General features: G+C 72.8%; 11 protein-coding genes. 5 read left to right on the top strand and 6 right to left on the bottom strand.

The features are described from left to right. Positions 1-38: 38 nt before the first annotated feature. Complete coding sequence (locus D3218_RS04935; protein ID WP_119538780.1) at positions 39-1,169, top strand: polysaccharide pyruvyl transferase family protein; 1,131 nt, start codon at positions 39-41, stop codon at positions 1,167-1,169. 7 nt (positions 1,170-1,176) lie between these two features. Here the strand turns inward: D3218_RS04935 and D3218_RS04930 are convergent, their stop codons facing one another. Then, positions 1,177-2,070 (bottom strand): hypothetical protein, encoded by an 894-nt coding sequence (locus tag D3218_RS04930; RefSeq protein ID WP_119538779.1) that lies wholly within the window; start codon positions 2,068-2,070, stop codon positions 1,177-1,179. Between the two features lie 623 nt (positions 2,071-2,693). Here D3218_RS04930 and D3218_RS04925 point away from each other — a divergent pair. Further along, on the top strand, positions 2,694-4,427 hold the full coding sequence (locus D3218_RS04925; RefSeq protein ID WP_119538778.1) for a type I secretion system permease/ATPase: 1,734 nt from the start codon (positions 2,694-2,696) through the stop codon (positions 4,425-4,427). Next, a complete protein-coding gene (locus D3218_RS04920; protein ID WP_119538777.1) occupies positions 4,424-5,779 on the top strand; it encodes an HlyD family type I secretion periplasmic adaptor subunit in 1,356 nt (451 codons plus the stop codon). The genes D3218_RS04925 and D3218_RS04920 overlap by 4 nt, the downstream gene beginning before the upstream one ends. Before the next feature lie 13 nt (positions 5,780-5,792). Here the strand turns inward: D3218_RS04920 and D3218_RS04915 are convergent, their stop codons facing one another. Together D3218_RS04915 and D3218_RS04910 are read right to left on the bottom strand one after the other, a co-directional pair. Continuing rightward, positions 5,793-7,517, bottom strand: coding sequence for a sensor histidine kinase (locus D3218_RS04915; protein WP_119538776.1), 1,725 nt, complete (start codon positions 7,515-7,517; stop codon positions 5,793-5,795). Further along, the gene (locus D3218_RS04910; RefSeq protein ID WP_245414922.1) at positions 7,514-10,216 is read right to left on the bottom strand and encodes a hybrid sensor histidine kinase/response regulator; all 2,703 of its coding nucleotides are present in this window, start codon (positions 10,214-10,216) and stop codon (positions 7,514-7,516) included. Before D3218_RS04910 ends, D3218_RS04915 begins: the two co-directional genes overlap by 4 nt. A 195-nt stretch (positions 10,217-10,411) precedes the next feature. Between D3218_RS04910 and D3218_RS04905 the strand changes: the two genes are divergently transcribed. Then, positions 10,412-10,642 (top strand): hypothetical protein, encoded by a 231-nt coding sequence (locus D3218_RS04905; RefSeq protein WP_119538774.1) that lies wholly within the window; start codon positions 10,412-10,414, stop codon positions 10,640-10,642. A 27-nt stretch (positions 10,643-10,669) separates the two neighbouring features. Here D3218_RS04905 and D3218_RS04900 read toward each other — a convergent pair whose 3' ends face one another. Together D3218_RS04900 and D3218_RS04895 are read right to left on the bottom strand one after the other, a co-directional pair. Beyond that, positions 10,670-11,704 (bottom strand): LLM class flavin-dependent oxidoreductase, encoded by a 1,035-nt coding sequence (locus D3218_RS04900; protein ID WP_119538773.1) that lies wholly within the window; start codon positions 11,702-11,704, stop codon positions 10,670-10,672. Between the two features lie 144 nt (positions 11,705-11,848). Further along, positions 11,849-12,328, bottom strand: a complete 480-nt coding sequence (locus D3218_RS04895; RefSeq protein ID WP_119538772.1) for a GreA/GreB family elongation factor — start codon at positions 12,326-12,328, stop codon at positions 11,849-11,851. Positions 12,329-12,818: 490 nt separating this feature from the next. Between D3218_RS04895 and D3218_RS04890 the strand changes: the two genes are divergently transcribed. After that, entirely contained in the window at positions 12,819-13,718 is a 900-nt protein-coding gene (locus D3218_RS04890; RefSeq protein WP_119538771.1) for a bestrophin family protein, read from the top strand. 19 nt (positions 13,719-13,737) lie between these two features. Here the strand turns inward: D3218_RS04890 and D3218_RS04885 are convergent, their stop codons facing one another. Then, a complete protein-coding gene (locus tag D3218_RS04885; protein WP_119538770.1) occupies positions 13,738-14,919 on the bottom strand; it encodes a GGDEF domain-containing protein in 1,182 nt (393 codons plus the stop codon). Positions 14,920-15,007 lie beyond the last annotated feature (88 nt).

Below are 15,007 nucleotides of genomic sequence, written 5' to 3'. Positions count from 1 at the left end.
CTGCATTTCCCGGCGACCCCACACGAAGGTTGGACCCCATGCGCGCAGCCCTGGTGAAGTATTCCGGCCGGCGGCTCAACAACCACGAGGCCGTGTGGTTCGACGTGCCGTTCCGAAACACGCTGGAGGACTACTACAACACGGGCGACATCTGCGTGTACGATTCCACGCTGCGCCTGGTGGACTACGCGCAAGGCGTCTCGCTCAACATCGACGAACCGGTGACGGACGAGGGCGTCGCCCGCGTCCGGGACGCTTGCGACTTCATCCTCCTGCGAGGCTCCAACTACATCCACGAGGCGATGGACTGGGGCCACTTCCCGCAATGGCTGGAGGCCCTGGACCTGCCGGTCCTGTGCATCGGCGTCGGCGCGCAGGCCGAGACCGAGCGCCCGATCGTGCTGCCGCCGGAGGGCCGCCGCCTGTGGGAGGCGATCGCCGAGCGCGCCACGATCGGCGTGCGCGGCGCCTTCTCGGCCGAGACGCTCCACCGCAACGGCATCCACAACCTGGAGATCGTCGGCTGCCCGTCCATGTTCCGCGCGCGCGACCGGGCCATGGCTCTGCGCCATGCGGAGGGGGGGCCGCGGCGCGTCACCTTCTCGCTGCGCCGCGAGGTCGGCTCGACCTACGCGGTGGATCCGGCCGACTTCACCGCCACGCAGAAGCGCATCATCGCCAAGCTCGACCTTGCCGCCGACCTCTACCTGTCCTGCCACGGCGAGCCGGAGGAGAAGGCGTTCTTCTTCCGGGCACCGGTTCACCAGCAGCGCGCCACCGCCAAGCTGGTGGCCGAGGGCTGGTTCGACGAGACCACGGGCGCCCGGCTCAAGGCGCTCTACGAGCAGCGCCTCTACTATGTCGGCGCGCCGGGCGACTACGACGTCTACGCGCCCCAGTTCGACGCGGCGCTCGGCTACCGGGTCCACGCGGTGCTGCCGGCCGTGGCCATGGGCGTGCCGGGCGTCCTGTTCTCCTACGACACGCGCTCGCGCGAGCTGGCCGAGACCTTCGACCTGCCGATCTACACGCCGGCCGAGTTCGAGCGCCAGACGCTGGCCGAGGCGCTCGCGCCCTCGCGCTTCGCCCGCTTCGCGCAGCGCTTCCCCGAACGCTACGACCGGATGAAGGCCTTCATCGAGAAGAACGGGGTGACGACCCGCATGTGAGGGCGCCTCAGGGCGCCCCGATCTCCACCGGCACGATCACGATGTCGCGCTCCGGCCCGAGCTCGCAGCCGCGGAGCCGGGCCCGCACGAAGGTGAGGGACGGATGGTCGCCGACCGAGGCGAAGTTGCGGTCCGCGCTGGCCGGATCGATCAGCGCCGGGTAGCCGATCGGGCGCTGCGGGGCGCAGGGCGTGCCGCTGCCCATCAGCGGCGATTCCAGGAGAAGCCGGGGCCCCCGCCAATGGAGGAGGTCGGGGCTGGTGGCGTAGAACACGCCGGTCCGCTCCACCCCCGCCTCGTCGGCGCGCCGGCCCTTCATGGTGGCGATCCACAGGCCGGAGCCCCGATGGCGGACCAGGCTCGTCACCGGCCAGGGCAGGGCGGCCGGGTCGATCGGCTCGCACAGGTGCGCGGCCGGATCGAGGTCTCGGGCATAGGGGTCGGCGAAGCGCGTCGCGAAGGCGTCGCCGGTCCAGGCCCGCCAGCGCGAGGCGTCGGCAAGGTCGTCCGTGCGCAGGAGGCAGTTGCCCGGCCGCTGGGGCGCCGGGGCGACGACGTTGGCCATCATCGCGAAGCCGCCGAAGACGGGCACGATGTTGGTCGGCTCGAACAGGCCGGCATGGTGTCCGCGCGTCTCGTCCGCCCGGCGCGGCAGCGCGGCCACGAGGCGCGGCTCGGCCGGCCGGAAGCTCTCGCCTCCGTCCGTCGATACGGCGGCGGTCAGGGTGTTGTACCAGCACGCGCCCGCCGCCTCCGGCCCGCAGGTGTCCGGCGCGTGGCCGCGATACTCGTCGTGCACCACCGCGTGCACGGTGCGCCCGTCGGGCGAGAAGGTGCTGGCGATCCAGCTCCGGTTGTCGAAGGAGGCCGGATCGTCCCGCCCGCCGCCCTCGAAGGACACGGCGCAGGCGTGGCGCAGCGAGGCGAAGTCCGGCCCCGTCAGAGCCCGCGCGCGGTGATGGCTCTGGAACAGGTGGATCGTTCCGCGCGCGTCGCGGAAGGCCCGGCTCGGCGTGTCCGGGATGTCCCAGGTCTCGCACGCGTCGCGCCCGTGATCGAACAGGAGGCGCTCGCGCGCCGGGTCGGCCGCCAGCCGGAGCGCGGGGGGCTCGCCTCCTGACGCAGCGCCCGTGTTGGCGGCCAGCCCGGCCGCCAGCGCGCCCCCGAGGACGCGACGTCGCCGCGGCGGAGACGGCGCGGGCGCGGGTGCGGGCGGGGGTACGAGCGCGGGGTGCGGGATGCGGGGCGGCGTCGCCTTTTTAAACAGAGCTTTACTCCCCCCGTGCGAGTTTTCCTCGAAGACGCGGCGACGGCTCCTGCGCGCCGCCGGAACAACGGACGGCGGGCGGCTTCGATCCCGCCCGACCCCAACCTCGAGGCAACGGCGGCAGCCGGAAAGGAACGAGCCATGCGCGATCCCCGGAGCGCCGGGAAGCGCCGCGGGGCGGGAGACGGGGCGACCGGCGCGCCCCCGGCCCCGCCGCGCCCGGTTCTGCCGCGCCCGGCCGCCGGGACGGGGGGCGCGTGAAGCCCGCCCTGTCCTCGCCGCTCCTCGGCATCGTCCGCACGCTGTCCTTCGGCTATCTCAACCTCTTCGCCTTCGGCTTCTTCCTGCCGTTCCTGTTCATGGCCATGTCCATGGTGCCGATGAGCATCGTGGAGCGCGTCGGCACCAGCCGCAACGCCTCGACGCTGGCGACGCTTCTGGTGATCGCGGCGGTGGTGGCGGCCACCTACACGGTGATGGAGCAGATCCGCGGCCAGGTGCTGGAGCGCATGGGGCTGGTGATCGACGAGCGCCTGACCCGCGTCTGCTTCGACGCGGTGAACCGGGGGCAGGGGCGCGCCGGCGTGCCCGCCGCCCAGGCGCTGGCCGATCTCCAGACCGTTCGCCGCTTCCTGTGCGGCCCCTCCCTGTCGGCGTTGATCGACGCCTTCTGGTCGCCGCTCTTCGTGCTGGCGATGTTCTTCATCAACGCCGCGTTCGGCTTCCTGATGCTCGGCCTCCTCACCTTCTCGGCGGCCGCTTCGCTGGCCACCCACTATTGGGTCTCGGCCCATCTGGCGGCGGCGCAGCGGCTCGACGGCGAGGCCAACGAGTTCGGCCTCGCCGTGTCGCGCAACGCCGAGGCGCTGCGCGTCATGGGCATGCTGCCGGCGCTGGCCGAGCGCTGGTACGCGCTGCACCGCGACGGGCTCGGCTGGCGGGGCCTGGCCGGGGCGCGCGCCGCGCGCATCGGCCTGGTGCCGCGCATGGTGCAGAACGGGCAGATGATCGTGGTCTACGGGCTGGGCGGCTTCCTGTTCCTGTCGGACCGGATCCAGCTTTCCGTGCTGTTCGTGGTCCTGATGGTGATGATGCGCGCGCAGGGGCCGCTCCAGCACATCATCAACAACTGGAGCCAGATTCAGTCCTTCGCCTCCGCCGCGCGCCGGCTCGACGCGCTGCTGCGCGGCATCGAGGCGGCGCCCCGGCCGATGTCGCTGCCCGCGCCGGCGGGAGAGCTGCGGGTCAGCCGCCTCGTGGGCGGGCCGCCCGGCATGGCCCGGCCGGTGATCAACGACGTGTCGTTCTCGCTGGCGCCCGGCCGGATCCTCGGCGTGGTGGGGCCGAGCGGGGCGGGCAAGTCCTGCCTGTCGCGGCTGGTCACCGGGATCTGGAAGCCGGTCCGCGGCACGATCGTGTTCGGCGAACAGGACCTGTCGCACTGGGACCCGGACGAGCTCGGCCGCCATGTCGGCTACGTGCCGCAGGACGTCGAGTTCCTGCCCGGCACCATCGCCGAGAACATCGCCCGCTTCGACCCGGACGCCAGCAGCGAACGGATCCTGGCGGCGGTCGAGCTCGCCGGCATCCACGACATCATGCGCGGCCTGCCGGACGGCTACGCGACGCGCCTCGGCGGTCCCGGCGGCCACGTCCTGTCGGGCGGCCAGCGCCAGCGCGTCGCGCTGGCCCGCGCCGTGTACGGCGCTCCGCGGCTGGTGGTGCTGGACGAGCCCAACTCCAACCTCGACGCCGGCGCCGAGCAGGTGCTGGGGCGCACCATGCAGCGCCTGCGCGACGACGGGGCGGCGGTGATCGTTGTCTCCCACCGCATCAGCCTCCTCGGCTTCTGCGACGACCTCCTGGTGCTCAACGAGGGGGTGGTGCAGGCGATCGGCGCGCGCGAGCGCATCTTCAACCGCCTGCCGCGCTTCCGCGAGGGGCCGCAGCCGCCGCTGATCGACCTTCCGCGCACGGGAACCGGCGGATGAGCGCCGCCCCTCCGCCGCTCGCCCATCCCGGCGCACGGGCCGCCCCGCTGCTGGAGGTGCCCGCCCCGAACACCGACTGGCGCGGCTCGCTGCGCGCCGGTTGGATCGTGCTGGCGCTGTCGGTCGGCCTGTGCGGCGGCTGGGCGGCCTTCGCCCACGTCAACTCGGCGGTGGTCGCCAACGGGACCTTCGCGGTGGAATCGCACCGCCAGTCGATCCAGCACCTCGAGGGCGGCATCGTGGAGGAGATCCTGGCGCGCGACGGCGACCGGGTGGAGGCGGGCCAAGTGCTGCTGCGCCTCGACACGACGCGCTCGCAGGCCGCCACCGCCGCGGCCGCACAGGCGCTGGCCGGTGCGCTGGCGACGGAGGCACGCCTCGTCGCCCAGCGCGACATGGCCGATTTCATGGTGCTGCCCGAGGAGGCGGCCTCTCTGATGCGCGGCCTCGACGGCGGCGAGCTGCAGGACAACTACCGCGAGTTCGAGCAGCGGCGTCAGGTCCTGGCGGGCTCGCTGGAGCTCCTGGACACGCAGGGCCGCCAGGCGCGCAACGACATCGCCCAGACCAAGCTCGACGCGCAGGCGGCCTCCGACCAGCTCGCCAGCATCGCCCGCGAGCTGAAGAGCGTGCGCCCGCTCTTCGACAAGGGTCTCGTCGCGCTCAGCCGCCTCACCACGCTGGAGCGGCAGAAGGCGCAGTTCGAGGGCACGATCCGCAAGAGCCGCAACGACGAGCGCAAGGGCCTCGACAAGCTGGCCGAGATCGAACAGAAGCGCGAGGCCCTGCGCAAGGACTACCGTCAGGAGGCCTCGGCCAAGCTGATCGAGGTGGGGCGCCAGATCGCCGCGCTGCGCCAGGAGCGGCAGGTGGCGCTGGACACCCTGTCGCGCTCCGCCATCCGCTCGCCCGTGGCGGGCACCGTCCAGGCCTCGCGGCAGTTCACCGTGGGGGGCGTGGTGCGCGCCGGCGAGACCATCCTGGAGGTGGTGCCGGAAGGCGAGGAGATGCGGGTGCGGGTGCGCATCCCGGCGAGCGAGATCGACCGCGTCCACCAGGGCATGGCGGTGGAGGTGCATCCCGGGACGCTGATGAAGTTCCGGCGCGAGCGGGTCACCGGGCGCCTCGTCACCCTGTCGCGCGACACGGTGGCCGCGAGCGATCCCAGCCAGCCGCCCGCCTATGCCGCCGAGGTGGAGATCGACCGGGACACGCTGCCGGCGGACGTGCGCGAGCGGCTGGTCGCGGGCATGGACGCGTCCGTGGTGATCCCGACGGAAGGGCGTTCGGTGTTGGAATACCTGGTCCAGCCGGTGCTGCGCAACGTCGGGGAATCGCTGCGCGAACGCTGAGCGAAGGGCTGCCTCAGGCCGGCGCGCCGGTGTGCCAGCGCGCGGCGAAGGGCTCGCTCGGCATGCCCTCGCCCGACAGGAAGGCGAGCGGCATCAGCGCCTCGAGCCCGTCGGCGTCCAGCCGTTCGATGCGCCCGAAGAGCTGGCGCTCCAGGCACATGCGCACCAGCCGGAGGCCGAAGCCCGGAAGGTAGGGCTGGCGTCCCTCCGCCTCCGGCAGGCTCCAGGCGATCCGCACCCCGTCCGCCTCCAGCGCGGTGCGCAGCACGACGGGGCGCACGCGCTCGCGCCCGTGGCGGCGCCGGTTCACCGCCAGCTCGTGCAGGACCTGCGCCATGGGCGCCACCGCCTCGGCGCGCAGCAGGATCTCCGGCCCCTCGTAGCGCAGCGGCACGCCCTCCTCCTCGCCCGTGCGGCGGGCGAGGTCCGAGAAGGCCACCGGCGACCATTCGGCGTGCGACAGGAGGTCGTGCGCCCGCGACAGCGCCATGACGCGTCCCGCCGCCTTGCGCGCCAGCGCGTCGTCGCCGCCGGAGCGGATCGTCTGGTTCACCACCGACAGGAGCACGCTCAGCGTGTTGCGGACCCGGTGGTTGAGCTCGGCCAGGAGCAGGTCGCGCGTCCGGTTGCGCTCCAGGAGCGACGCGTCGGAGGCGCGCAGGGCCGCCGCGATCGCCTCCAGCTCGCGCACGCGCCCCGGCCGGCGTTCCGCCATCCGGCCGCTGCCGGTGGCCGCCGCCATCGCCTGGAGCGAGGTCACCTCGCGTTCCAGCCGGAGCGAGTACAGGCGGGCGAGGATCGCCGAGGTGCCGAGCGCCAGGAGCGCCACGGCCGCGATCGTCACGAGCAGGATCCGGAACGGCGCGTTGAGCACGGCGTGCGGCACGCCCACCACGACGCGCCAGTCGCTGGCGTCCAGCGTGTCGAAGGCGGCGAACTGCGTGGTGCCGTCGAGCCCCGTCACGCTGTGGACCATGCCGTCGCGCCGCCCGGCGATGTCCTGGGCGAAGCGGGCGGGCGCCGGCTGGCCCAGAAAGCGCGCCTGCTCGCGCGAGCGGGCCAGGACGCGGTCGTGGGCGTCCAAGACGGTGATGGTCCAGGTGTCGGGAAGGCGCGTGCGGATCAGGATGTCCTGCACCGCCGCGGGCGGCAGGGCCATGCTCATCGCGTAGCGCGCGTCGCCGGCGGACAGGGGCACGATCACCGCCGTGTAGAGCCCCTTGGTGATCGAGCTCGCGAAGAGGTCCGAGACGGTGCTCCGGTCGGTCTCGAAGACGCGTTCGTCGGCCGCCGCGAGGGCCGGGTCGATCCCGTCGGGCAGCGGCGCGCCCGGGGGCACCAGCGTGTTGAGCACCTGGCGGTGCTCGCGGTCGCGCACCGACAGCATCGCCTTGCGCTGCGGCAGCAGCCGTTCGGCCTGGCTCCGCAGCGCCGCGAAGTCGCCCACGGCGGCGTTGGGGGAGGTCGCCAGCGCCTGCAGCGCCGCCTTCATCGATTCCAGTTCGCGGTCGAGCTGGTCCCGGACCGCGGCGGACGCGGCCACCGCCTGTTCCTCCAGGCGCCGGTTCTCGGCGTCCGAGTACCACCCGCCGAGACAGACGCCGAGGCAGATCTGCGGCACCAGCACCAGCGCCGCGAACACCACGAGATGCCAACGGATCGGGAGGGTGAAGGGGCGCCGGGCGGGCGGCGGCCGCACCGGTCCGGGGGGCGCCGCGGGCGTCGCCTCGCCGCTCACGCCTCGCCCCCGTCCAGGATCGCGCCGATGCGCCGGCCGAGCTCGCCGAGGTCGAAGGGCTTGGTGACCACGGCCATGCCGGGCGACAGATGGCCGTGGTTCAGGACGGCGTTCTCCGCGTAGCCCGTCACGAACAGCACCCGGAGGCCGGGGCGCAGCTCGCGCGCGGCGTCGGCCACCTGCCGGCCGTTCATGCCGTTGGGCAGCCCGACATCGGTGATCAGGAGATCGATCGGCGGGCCCGAGCGGATCGCGGCCAGCGCGGAGGGGCCGTCCTCGGCCTCCAGCGCCGCGTAGCCGAGCTCCTCCAGCACCTCCACCACGAGCATGCGCACCAGCGGCTCGTCGTCCACCACCAGGACCGTCCGTCCCGCCCCTTCGGGCGGCGCGGCGTCCCCGGGCGTGGGCGCCTCGGCCTCGACCCGGCCGTCGTGGCGCGGCAGGACGAGGCAGGCCTCGGTGCCCCGACCGGGCGTCGAGCGGATCTGCACCTGGCCGCCCGACTGGCGGGCGAAACCGTAGATCATCGACAGGCCGAGACCGGTGCCAACGCCGATCGGCTTGGTGGTGAAGAACGGCTCCATGGCCCGTTCCAGGACGTCGGGCTCCATGCCGGTGCCCTCGTCGGCCACGCACAGCGACACGTGCGGCCCCGGCGCAAGGTCGAGCTCGCGCGCCTCCGCCTCGCCCAGCGCGCGCTCCTCCACGCCGATCCGCAGACGCCCGCCGTCCGGCATGGCGTCGCGCGCGTTGATGCACAGGTTGAGCAGGGCGTTCTCGAGCTGGTTGGGATCGGCCAGAACGGGGCCGACGCCCGCGCCCCCCCGCACCTCCACCGCGATCGCGGGGCCCACGGTGCGCTGGATCAGGTCCTCCAGCCCGGCCACCAGGGCCGCGACGTCGATGGCGCGCGGGGCGAGGGTCTGGCGCCGCGAGAAGGCGAGGAGGCGGTGGGTCAGCGCGGCGGCCCGACGCGCCGCGCCCTGCGCGGCCTCGAGGTAGCGGTCCACCTCGGCGCCGCGTCCCTGCCCGATGCGGGCGCGCGCCATGTCGAGGCTGCCCGAGATGCCGGCCAGGAGGTTGTTGAAGTCGTGGGCGAGGCCCCCGGTGAGCTGGCCCACGGCCTCCATCTTCTGGCTCTGGCGCAGCGCCTCCTCGGCCTGGAGCTGCTCGGTCACGTCGCGGCCCACCATGTGGAAGGCGCCGGCCTCGACCTCGGGGATCGCGGTCCACTGGATCGTGCGCGTCCCGCCCTCGCGCGTGCGCAGGCGATCGACGCAGCCGGCCACCGTCTCGCCCGCCGTCAGCCGCTCGACGTTGCGGGCCAGAAGGGCGTGGTCCTGCGGGTCGATGATCGCGGACAGGGGCTGCCGCAGGATTTCCTGCTCGCTCCAGCCGAGCATGCGGGTCCAGGCCGGGTTGATCGTGCGCAGGCGCCCGTCGAGGCCGGCCGTGCCCATCAGGTCGTTGGTGGTCTGCCACACGCGGTCGCGCTCGCGCATGGAGAGGGCGAGCGCCTCGGCCTGGTGGCGCACGGCGGTGACGTCGCGCACCGTGGCGTAGACGCGGCCCTCGCGCGGCACCGCGTTCCAGGACAGCCAGCGATAGGTGCCGTCGCGGTGGCGGTAGCGGTTCTCGAACGCGTGCTGCGCGGCGCCCGCGGCCAGCGCGCGCGCCGCCGCCGCCGTGGCCTCCCGGTCGTCCGGGTGGACGAAGGCGATGAACGGGCGGGCTTTGAGCTCGGCCTCGCTCCAGCCGGTGGTGGCCGTCCAGGCCGGATTGACCTCGATCAGCCAGCCGTCGACGTCGGCCACGCACAGGAGGTCGCTGGAGGCGGCCCAGATCAGGTCGCGCTCGCGCGTGCGCTCGGCGACCTTGCTCTCCAGCGCGGCGTTGAGGCGGGCGAGCTCGGCCGCCTGGCGGCGGGCGTCGTCGATGTCGGTGTTGGAGCCGACCCAGCGCAGGATGGCGCCCGCCTCGTCGCGCACGGGCAGGGCGCGCGCCAGGAACCAGCGGAAGGCGCCGTCGAAGCGCCGCATGCGGAACTCGTGCTGGTAGACCTCGCCGCTCTCCAGGCTGCGGGCCCAGGCGCGCGCGGTGTCGGCGAGGTCCTCCGGGTGGAGGATGCCCGACCAGACGCCCGGCTCCTCCAGCGCGCCCTGCGGGAGGCCGGTATAGGCGTAGACCTGGTCGTTGTACCAGTCCACGGCGCCGTCCGCCCGCGCGGCCCAGACCTGGCTCGGCATCGCCTGGGCGAAGACGCGGAACTGCGCCTCGCTGCGCCGCTGCTCGGCCTCGGCGGCGCGCCGCGCGCTGACGTCGTTGAACAGGAGGCCAACACGGTGGAGGTCGGGCACGTCCACCGGGAACGCATCCACCTCGAACCAGCGGCCCATGGCGTCCGAGCCGCTCTCGAAGCGCCGTGCCTCGCGCGAGGCGTCGATCGCGGCATAGGTGTCGATCCACGCCTGCTCCAGGCCGGGCACCAGCGCGCGCGCCGTCCGGCCGACGGGCTCGGCGAGGCCCGTCTGGCGCTCGAAGGCCGGATTGGTCTCCACGAAGCGGTAGTCCATCGCGCGACCGTCCGCGTCGTGGAGGATCTCCAGCACGCAGAAGCCGATCTCGCTGTTGTCGAGGATCGCGCCGTAGCGCGCGTCCGGCCCGAAATGCCCGCGGCGGAGGGTGTCGGGAGCGTTCATCCGGGACGGCCTGCCTTGGGTTGCGGGATGCCGGCGGGCGACCGGCGGCGGGGTTCGGGGGCGCCCGTGCGAGGGGGCGGCGCGCTTAAACATAGCCGGCTCCGGCGGCTTGGCGAGGGAGGGGCGCGACCGGACGTCCCGCGGGTCAACCATCCGGGCGCCGGCGCGTTGGGGGAGGCCCGCAAGGAGACGCCGATGACCGACAGCACAGCCACCCTCGCCCGACGCCGCGAGATCGCGGTGGAGCACGTCCTGTTCAAGCTGATCGAATACGTCGAGAGCCGCCAACCCGGCCTGATCGACTTCGTGGAAGCGAGCCTCGACCATCTCGGCGACCCGGCCCACGACGACACCAAGGACGACGAGGCCGTGCGCGAGGTCGCCCGGCGCATGCTGCGGGGCGCCCGCCGGCAGGGGACGGGCTGACGCCCGCCCGCCCTCCGGCCCCGCGCCTCAGCCGGCCAGGATCTCGCGCACCCGCGGGGCGACCTCGCGCCCGTAGAGCTCGATGCAGCGCATGAGCCGCGCATGCGGCAGCGGCCCGGCGCTGTACTTCAGGTCGAAGCGGGCGAGGCCGAGCGCGGACGCCGTCGTCGCGATCTTGCGCGCCACCGTGTCCGGCGAGCCGACATAGAGCGAGCCGTGCTCGATCTCCCGCTCGAAGGCCGCCCGTTCCAGGGGCGGCCAGCCGCGCTCGGCGCCGATGCGCGCGTGCATGGCGCGGTAGTCCTCGAAGAACTCGTCGCGCGCCGCCTCGTCCGTGGCCGCGACGTAGCCCGGCGAATGGACGCCGATGGGCAGGGGCTCGCGCCCCGCCTCGGCCAGGGCGCGATGGAAGAGGTCGACATAGGGCCGGAAGCGACCGGGCGCCCCGCCGATGATCGCCAGCATCATCGGCAGGCCGTAGCGCGCCGCCCGCACCACCGATTCCGGGCTGCCGCCCACGCCGATCCAGGTGGTGAAGGGCGCGCCCTCCGGCGTCGGATAGACACCCGGAACCGACAGGGGCGGGCGCACCGAGCCGCGCCAGGCGACCGGGCCGCCCTCGCGGAGCGCGGCGAACAGGTCGAGCTTCTCCTGGAACAGGCGTTCGTAGTCGTCGAGCGGAAGGCCGAACAGGGGAAAGGATTCGGTGAAGGATCCGCGCCCGAGGATCGCTTCCGCCCGTCCGTTCGACAGGGCGTCCAGGGTGGAGAAGCGCTGGAACACGCGGATCGGGTCGTCCGAGGAGAGGACGGTGACCGCCGAGCCGAGCCGGATGCGGTGCGTGCGCGCGGCCAGGGCGGCCAGCACGGTCTCGGGCGCGGACACGGCGAAGTCGGCGCGGTGGTGCTCGCCGATGCCGAAGAAGTCGAGGCCGAGCGCGTCGGCCAGGACGCCTTCCTCCACCACGTCGCGGATCACCGCCGCGTGCGGCTTGGGCCGGCCGCCGTCGCCGCGCGTGACGTCGCCGAACGTGTCGAGGCCGAGTTCCAGGGATGCGCTCATGGGCCGTGTCCGCGAAGAGGGAAAACGGCGCGGTTCTATCCCGGCGAAGGGTTGCGGGCCAGCGCCGGGACGCGCAGGGCCGTGCTACGCACCGTTCACCCCGGGGACCGGCCCACGGCGGAAGAGCGCGCGGAGCGCGTCGGTTCAGGCCTCGACGGGCGGCAGGATCGCCAGGATACGCGCTGCGGCACCCGCGATGCGCACCGTCTCGCCTTCCTCGCGCCCGACGAGCTGGCGCGCCAGCGGCGACAGGTAGGAGACCAGCCCGGCGGCCGGATCCGCCTCGTCGATGCCCACGATGCGGAAGGTGCGCGCCGGCTCCGCGCCGCGCTGCACCTCGACCGCGTGGCCGAACTGGACGACGTCGCTGTCCCGCTCGGGCCGCACCACCTGGGCCGTGGCGCGGCGGGCGCGCCAGTAGCGCAGGTCGCGATGGGCCATGGCCAGCGCGATCTTGTCGCCGGCCGCGCGCGCGCGCTCGGCGGCCCGCGTGACGGCCTCGATCTCGCGCTCCAGCAGCGTCAGGCCGCGCGGGGTCACGAAGTTCGGGTCGGTGCCGAGGTCGCGCTCGGGCAGGGCCTCGACCTGGTCCTCGTTGGGCTCCTTGACGAAGGTGACGCTCATGGGCCGCTCCTTCTGGCTGGGTGTCGGGGACGACGCGTCCGGCCTTTTCATATGGGAAGCCCGGCCCCGCTTGTCGCCCCCGCCGGGCCCGGCATGCCTGGCCGTCGAGGACCAGCACCGCTCCGGCCGCGATGTCGCAGGACCACCCGTGCGGGATCGATCCGCCTGCCGCGAGCTCGGGGTCGAGCACGGAGTTGTCGGGGGTATCGAGCCGGGGAGGCTGCGAACGCCCCTCGGCAGCGTATCGGTGGGCGATCTGCTCGTCTTCGCGTCGCCTCGTGCGAGCGCGAGCGCGGACATCGCGACCGGATACGTGCGGAAGATCGTTCCCAACGTGCGAACGAGCGCATCGTCCGCGAGACATCCGGCGAAGATGTTATCGGCCGGGTGCGAAACGTTTCCCCGCCGTTCTCCGTTGCGCCGCAATATGACGATTTGCTAGCTAACGGCGGGTCGTCCCACCCATTCGGCGCGGAAGGGGACACATCGCATGGTGATGCCGGAATCGGCCAAGTTCGCGAACATGCTGCGCTACATCGGCTGGCCGCTGCTGCTGCTCTTGGCCTGGGACGTCGCGGTGACGGTGGCCTACACCACGATCCCGCATCCCGAGTTCGAACTGCCGGTGCTGCCGATGACGCTGCTCGGCTCGGCGCTGGCGCTGTTCCTGTCGTTCCGCAACAACAATGCCTACAACCGCTGGTGGGAGGCGCGGGGCCTGTGGGGCCTGATGGTCAACGCCTCGCGCTCCTTCGGGCGCGGTGCCTTCTTCCTGGTCGGCGGCGGCGCGGACAGCCTCCCGCTGCGCGAGGCGCTGCTGCGTCGGCAGATCGCCTACGTGCACGCGCTGCGCTGCCACCTGCGCCGGCAGGCGCCCGACCGGGAGATCCGCGCCCTCCTGCCTGAGGGCGAGGCCGACGAGATCGCCGGCCGCGCCAACGTGCCGAACGCCATCCTGAACGGAACGGCCGCGCTTCTGGAGGACGCCTCGCGCCGGGGCTGGCTGGATTCCATCCGCCGGACCCAGATCGAGGCGCTGCTGGTCGACATGAGCAACGCGCAAGGCGGCATGGAGCGCATCAAGAACACGCCGCTGCCGCGCGAATACGCCTTCTTCCCGACCTTCTTCGTGCGCTCGTTCTGCATCCTCCTGCCGATCGGCCTGGTGGACAGCCTGGGCATCTACACCCCGCTGGTGGCGACCGTGGTGGGCTTCATGATGCTGGCGATGGACCAGATCGGCTCCGACCTGCAGGACCCGTTCGAGAACCGGGCGCACGACGTCCCGCTGACGGCCATCTGCCGCACCATCCAGATCGACCTGGAGGAGCTGCGGGGCGCCCGGGAGGTGCCGGAGGCCGTCCGGCCGGTGGACCGCGTCCTGTGGTGAGGCGTTCGTGCGCGCCGCCTCAGGCGGCCATGGCCAGCCGGTCGCGCCCGTCCCGCTTGGCCCGGTAGAGCGCAGCGTCGGCGGCGCCCACCAGCGCGTCCAGCGAGAAGTCCGCCATGCGGCAGGCAGCCACGCCCACCGACACGGTGACCACGGCCTCCTCTCCCATGGCGGGATGGGGAATGCGGGCGGCCTGCAGGCGGCGGCGGATCGCGTCGCCGTGCACGGCGGCCTCCGCGAGCGTGGTGTCCGGCAGCAGCACGAGAAACTCCTCGCCGCCGAAGCGGAACGCATGGTACCGGCCGGACACGTCCCCCGCGGCTCCCTCCAGCGTCTCGCGCACCACATCGGCGACCGACCGGATGCAATGGTCGCCGGCGATGTGGCCCTGTGTGTCGTTGAGCTTCTTGAAATGGTCGATGTCGATCATCAGCGCTGCGATCGGCGCGTCGCCCCGCGTCGCCGTGCGCGCGATCTCCGACGCGACGGCGGCCAGATGGTGCCGGTTCGACAGACCCGTCAGGAGATCGGTGCGCGCGGTGCGCTCGATATGCTCGACCAGGTACTCCGCACGGAGCCGCTCGAGGAACCCGTGCCGCTCTGTGCGCTCCAGGATGTACGATCCCGTCATCAGCAGCACGGCGCCGGCGACGTAGAAGTTGATCACGAAGAGAAACGACGTCGCGTCGATGCTGGGCACGAGCGAAACGCACCAGATCTGGGCCACGACCAGAAGCGTGAGTCCCCAGGCGGCGAACCAGAACCGGACCCGCTGCACCAGGCTGAAATAGGTGATCGTGATCATGCTGCCGAACTGGTAGATCAGGACCTGCGGCGTCGGGCTGAGCGTCATGATCACCGTGGGCAGCAGCACGGCCGCGAAGGTTCCGAACACCGTCATCGCGTCGATCTGCCGAACCGTGGTGGTCCGGGGCAGAAGCCACATGATGGCGAGGCAGAGCGGCGTGAACACGCACAGCCGCGCGAGCGCGAGCGTTCCGACGAGGTGCGGCAGGGTCTGCCAGTCCGCGAACAGGAACGCGTCGTAGATCAGGATCCCGATCACGAGCGTCACGCGGCCGACACGCTTGCGGTGGGCCAGCCCGTCGTCGTTGAACACCGCCTCGATGCTCGGGGAGAAACGCAGGCGGTTGATGCGCTGGAACTCGGCTTCGATAGCCGGGAATTGCGGAGCGTTCATCGCGGCTGGTCCAGGGGGATCAATCCTCCGACCCAGTCCTAGCAAAGCACCGGTTACGGCGGCGTTACACCGCGCCGGAGGGTTTGAG

This window comes from Aureimonas flava, from assembly GCF_003583935.1.
Taxonomy (GTDB): Bacteria; Pseudomonadota; Alphaproteobacteria; order Rhizobiales; family Rhizobiaceae; genus Aureimonas; species Aureimonas flava.
Note: the sequence above shows the minus strand (reverse complement) of the source record. Positions and strands in the feature narration are given on the sequence as shown.

Excerpts from the sequence above, each read along its gene's own strand:
- D3218_RS04935 (WP_119538780.1), top strand. The coding sequence starts at position 39 with ATGCGCGCAGCCCTGGTGAAGTATTCCGGCCGGCGGCTCAACAACCAC.
- D3218_RS04920 (WP_119538777.1), top strand. The coding sequence starts at position 4,424 with ATGAGCGCCGCCCCTCCGCCGCTCGCCCATCCCGGCGCACGGGCCGCC.
- D3218_RS04910 (WP_245414922.1), bottom strand. The coding sequence starts at position 10,216 with ATGAACGCTCCCGACACCCTCCGCCGCGGGCATTTCGGGCCGGACGCG.
- D3218_RS04905 (WP_119538774.1), top strand. The coding sequence starts at position 10,412 with ATGACCGACAGCACAGCCACCCTCGCCCGACGCCGCGAGATCGCGGTG.
- D3218_RS04900 (WP_119538773.1), bottom strand. The coding sequence starts at position 11,704 with ATGAGCGCATCCCTGGAACTCGGCCTCGACACGTTCGGCGACGTCACG.
- D3218_RS04895 (WP_119538772.1), bottom strand. The coding sequence starts at position 12,328 with ATGAGCGTCACCTTCGTCAAGGAGCCCAACGAGGACCAGGTCGAGGCC.
- D3218_RS04890 (WP_119538771.1), top strand. The coding sequence starts at position 12,819 with ATGGTGATGCCGGAATCGGCCAAGTTCGCGAACATGCTGCGCTACATC.
- D3218_RS04885 (WP_119538770.1), bottom strand. The coding sequence starts at position 14,919 with ATGAACGCTCCGCAATTCCCGGCTATCGAAGCCGAGTTCCAGCGCATC.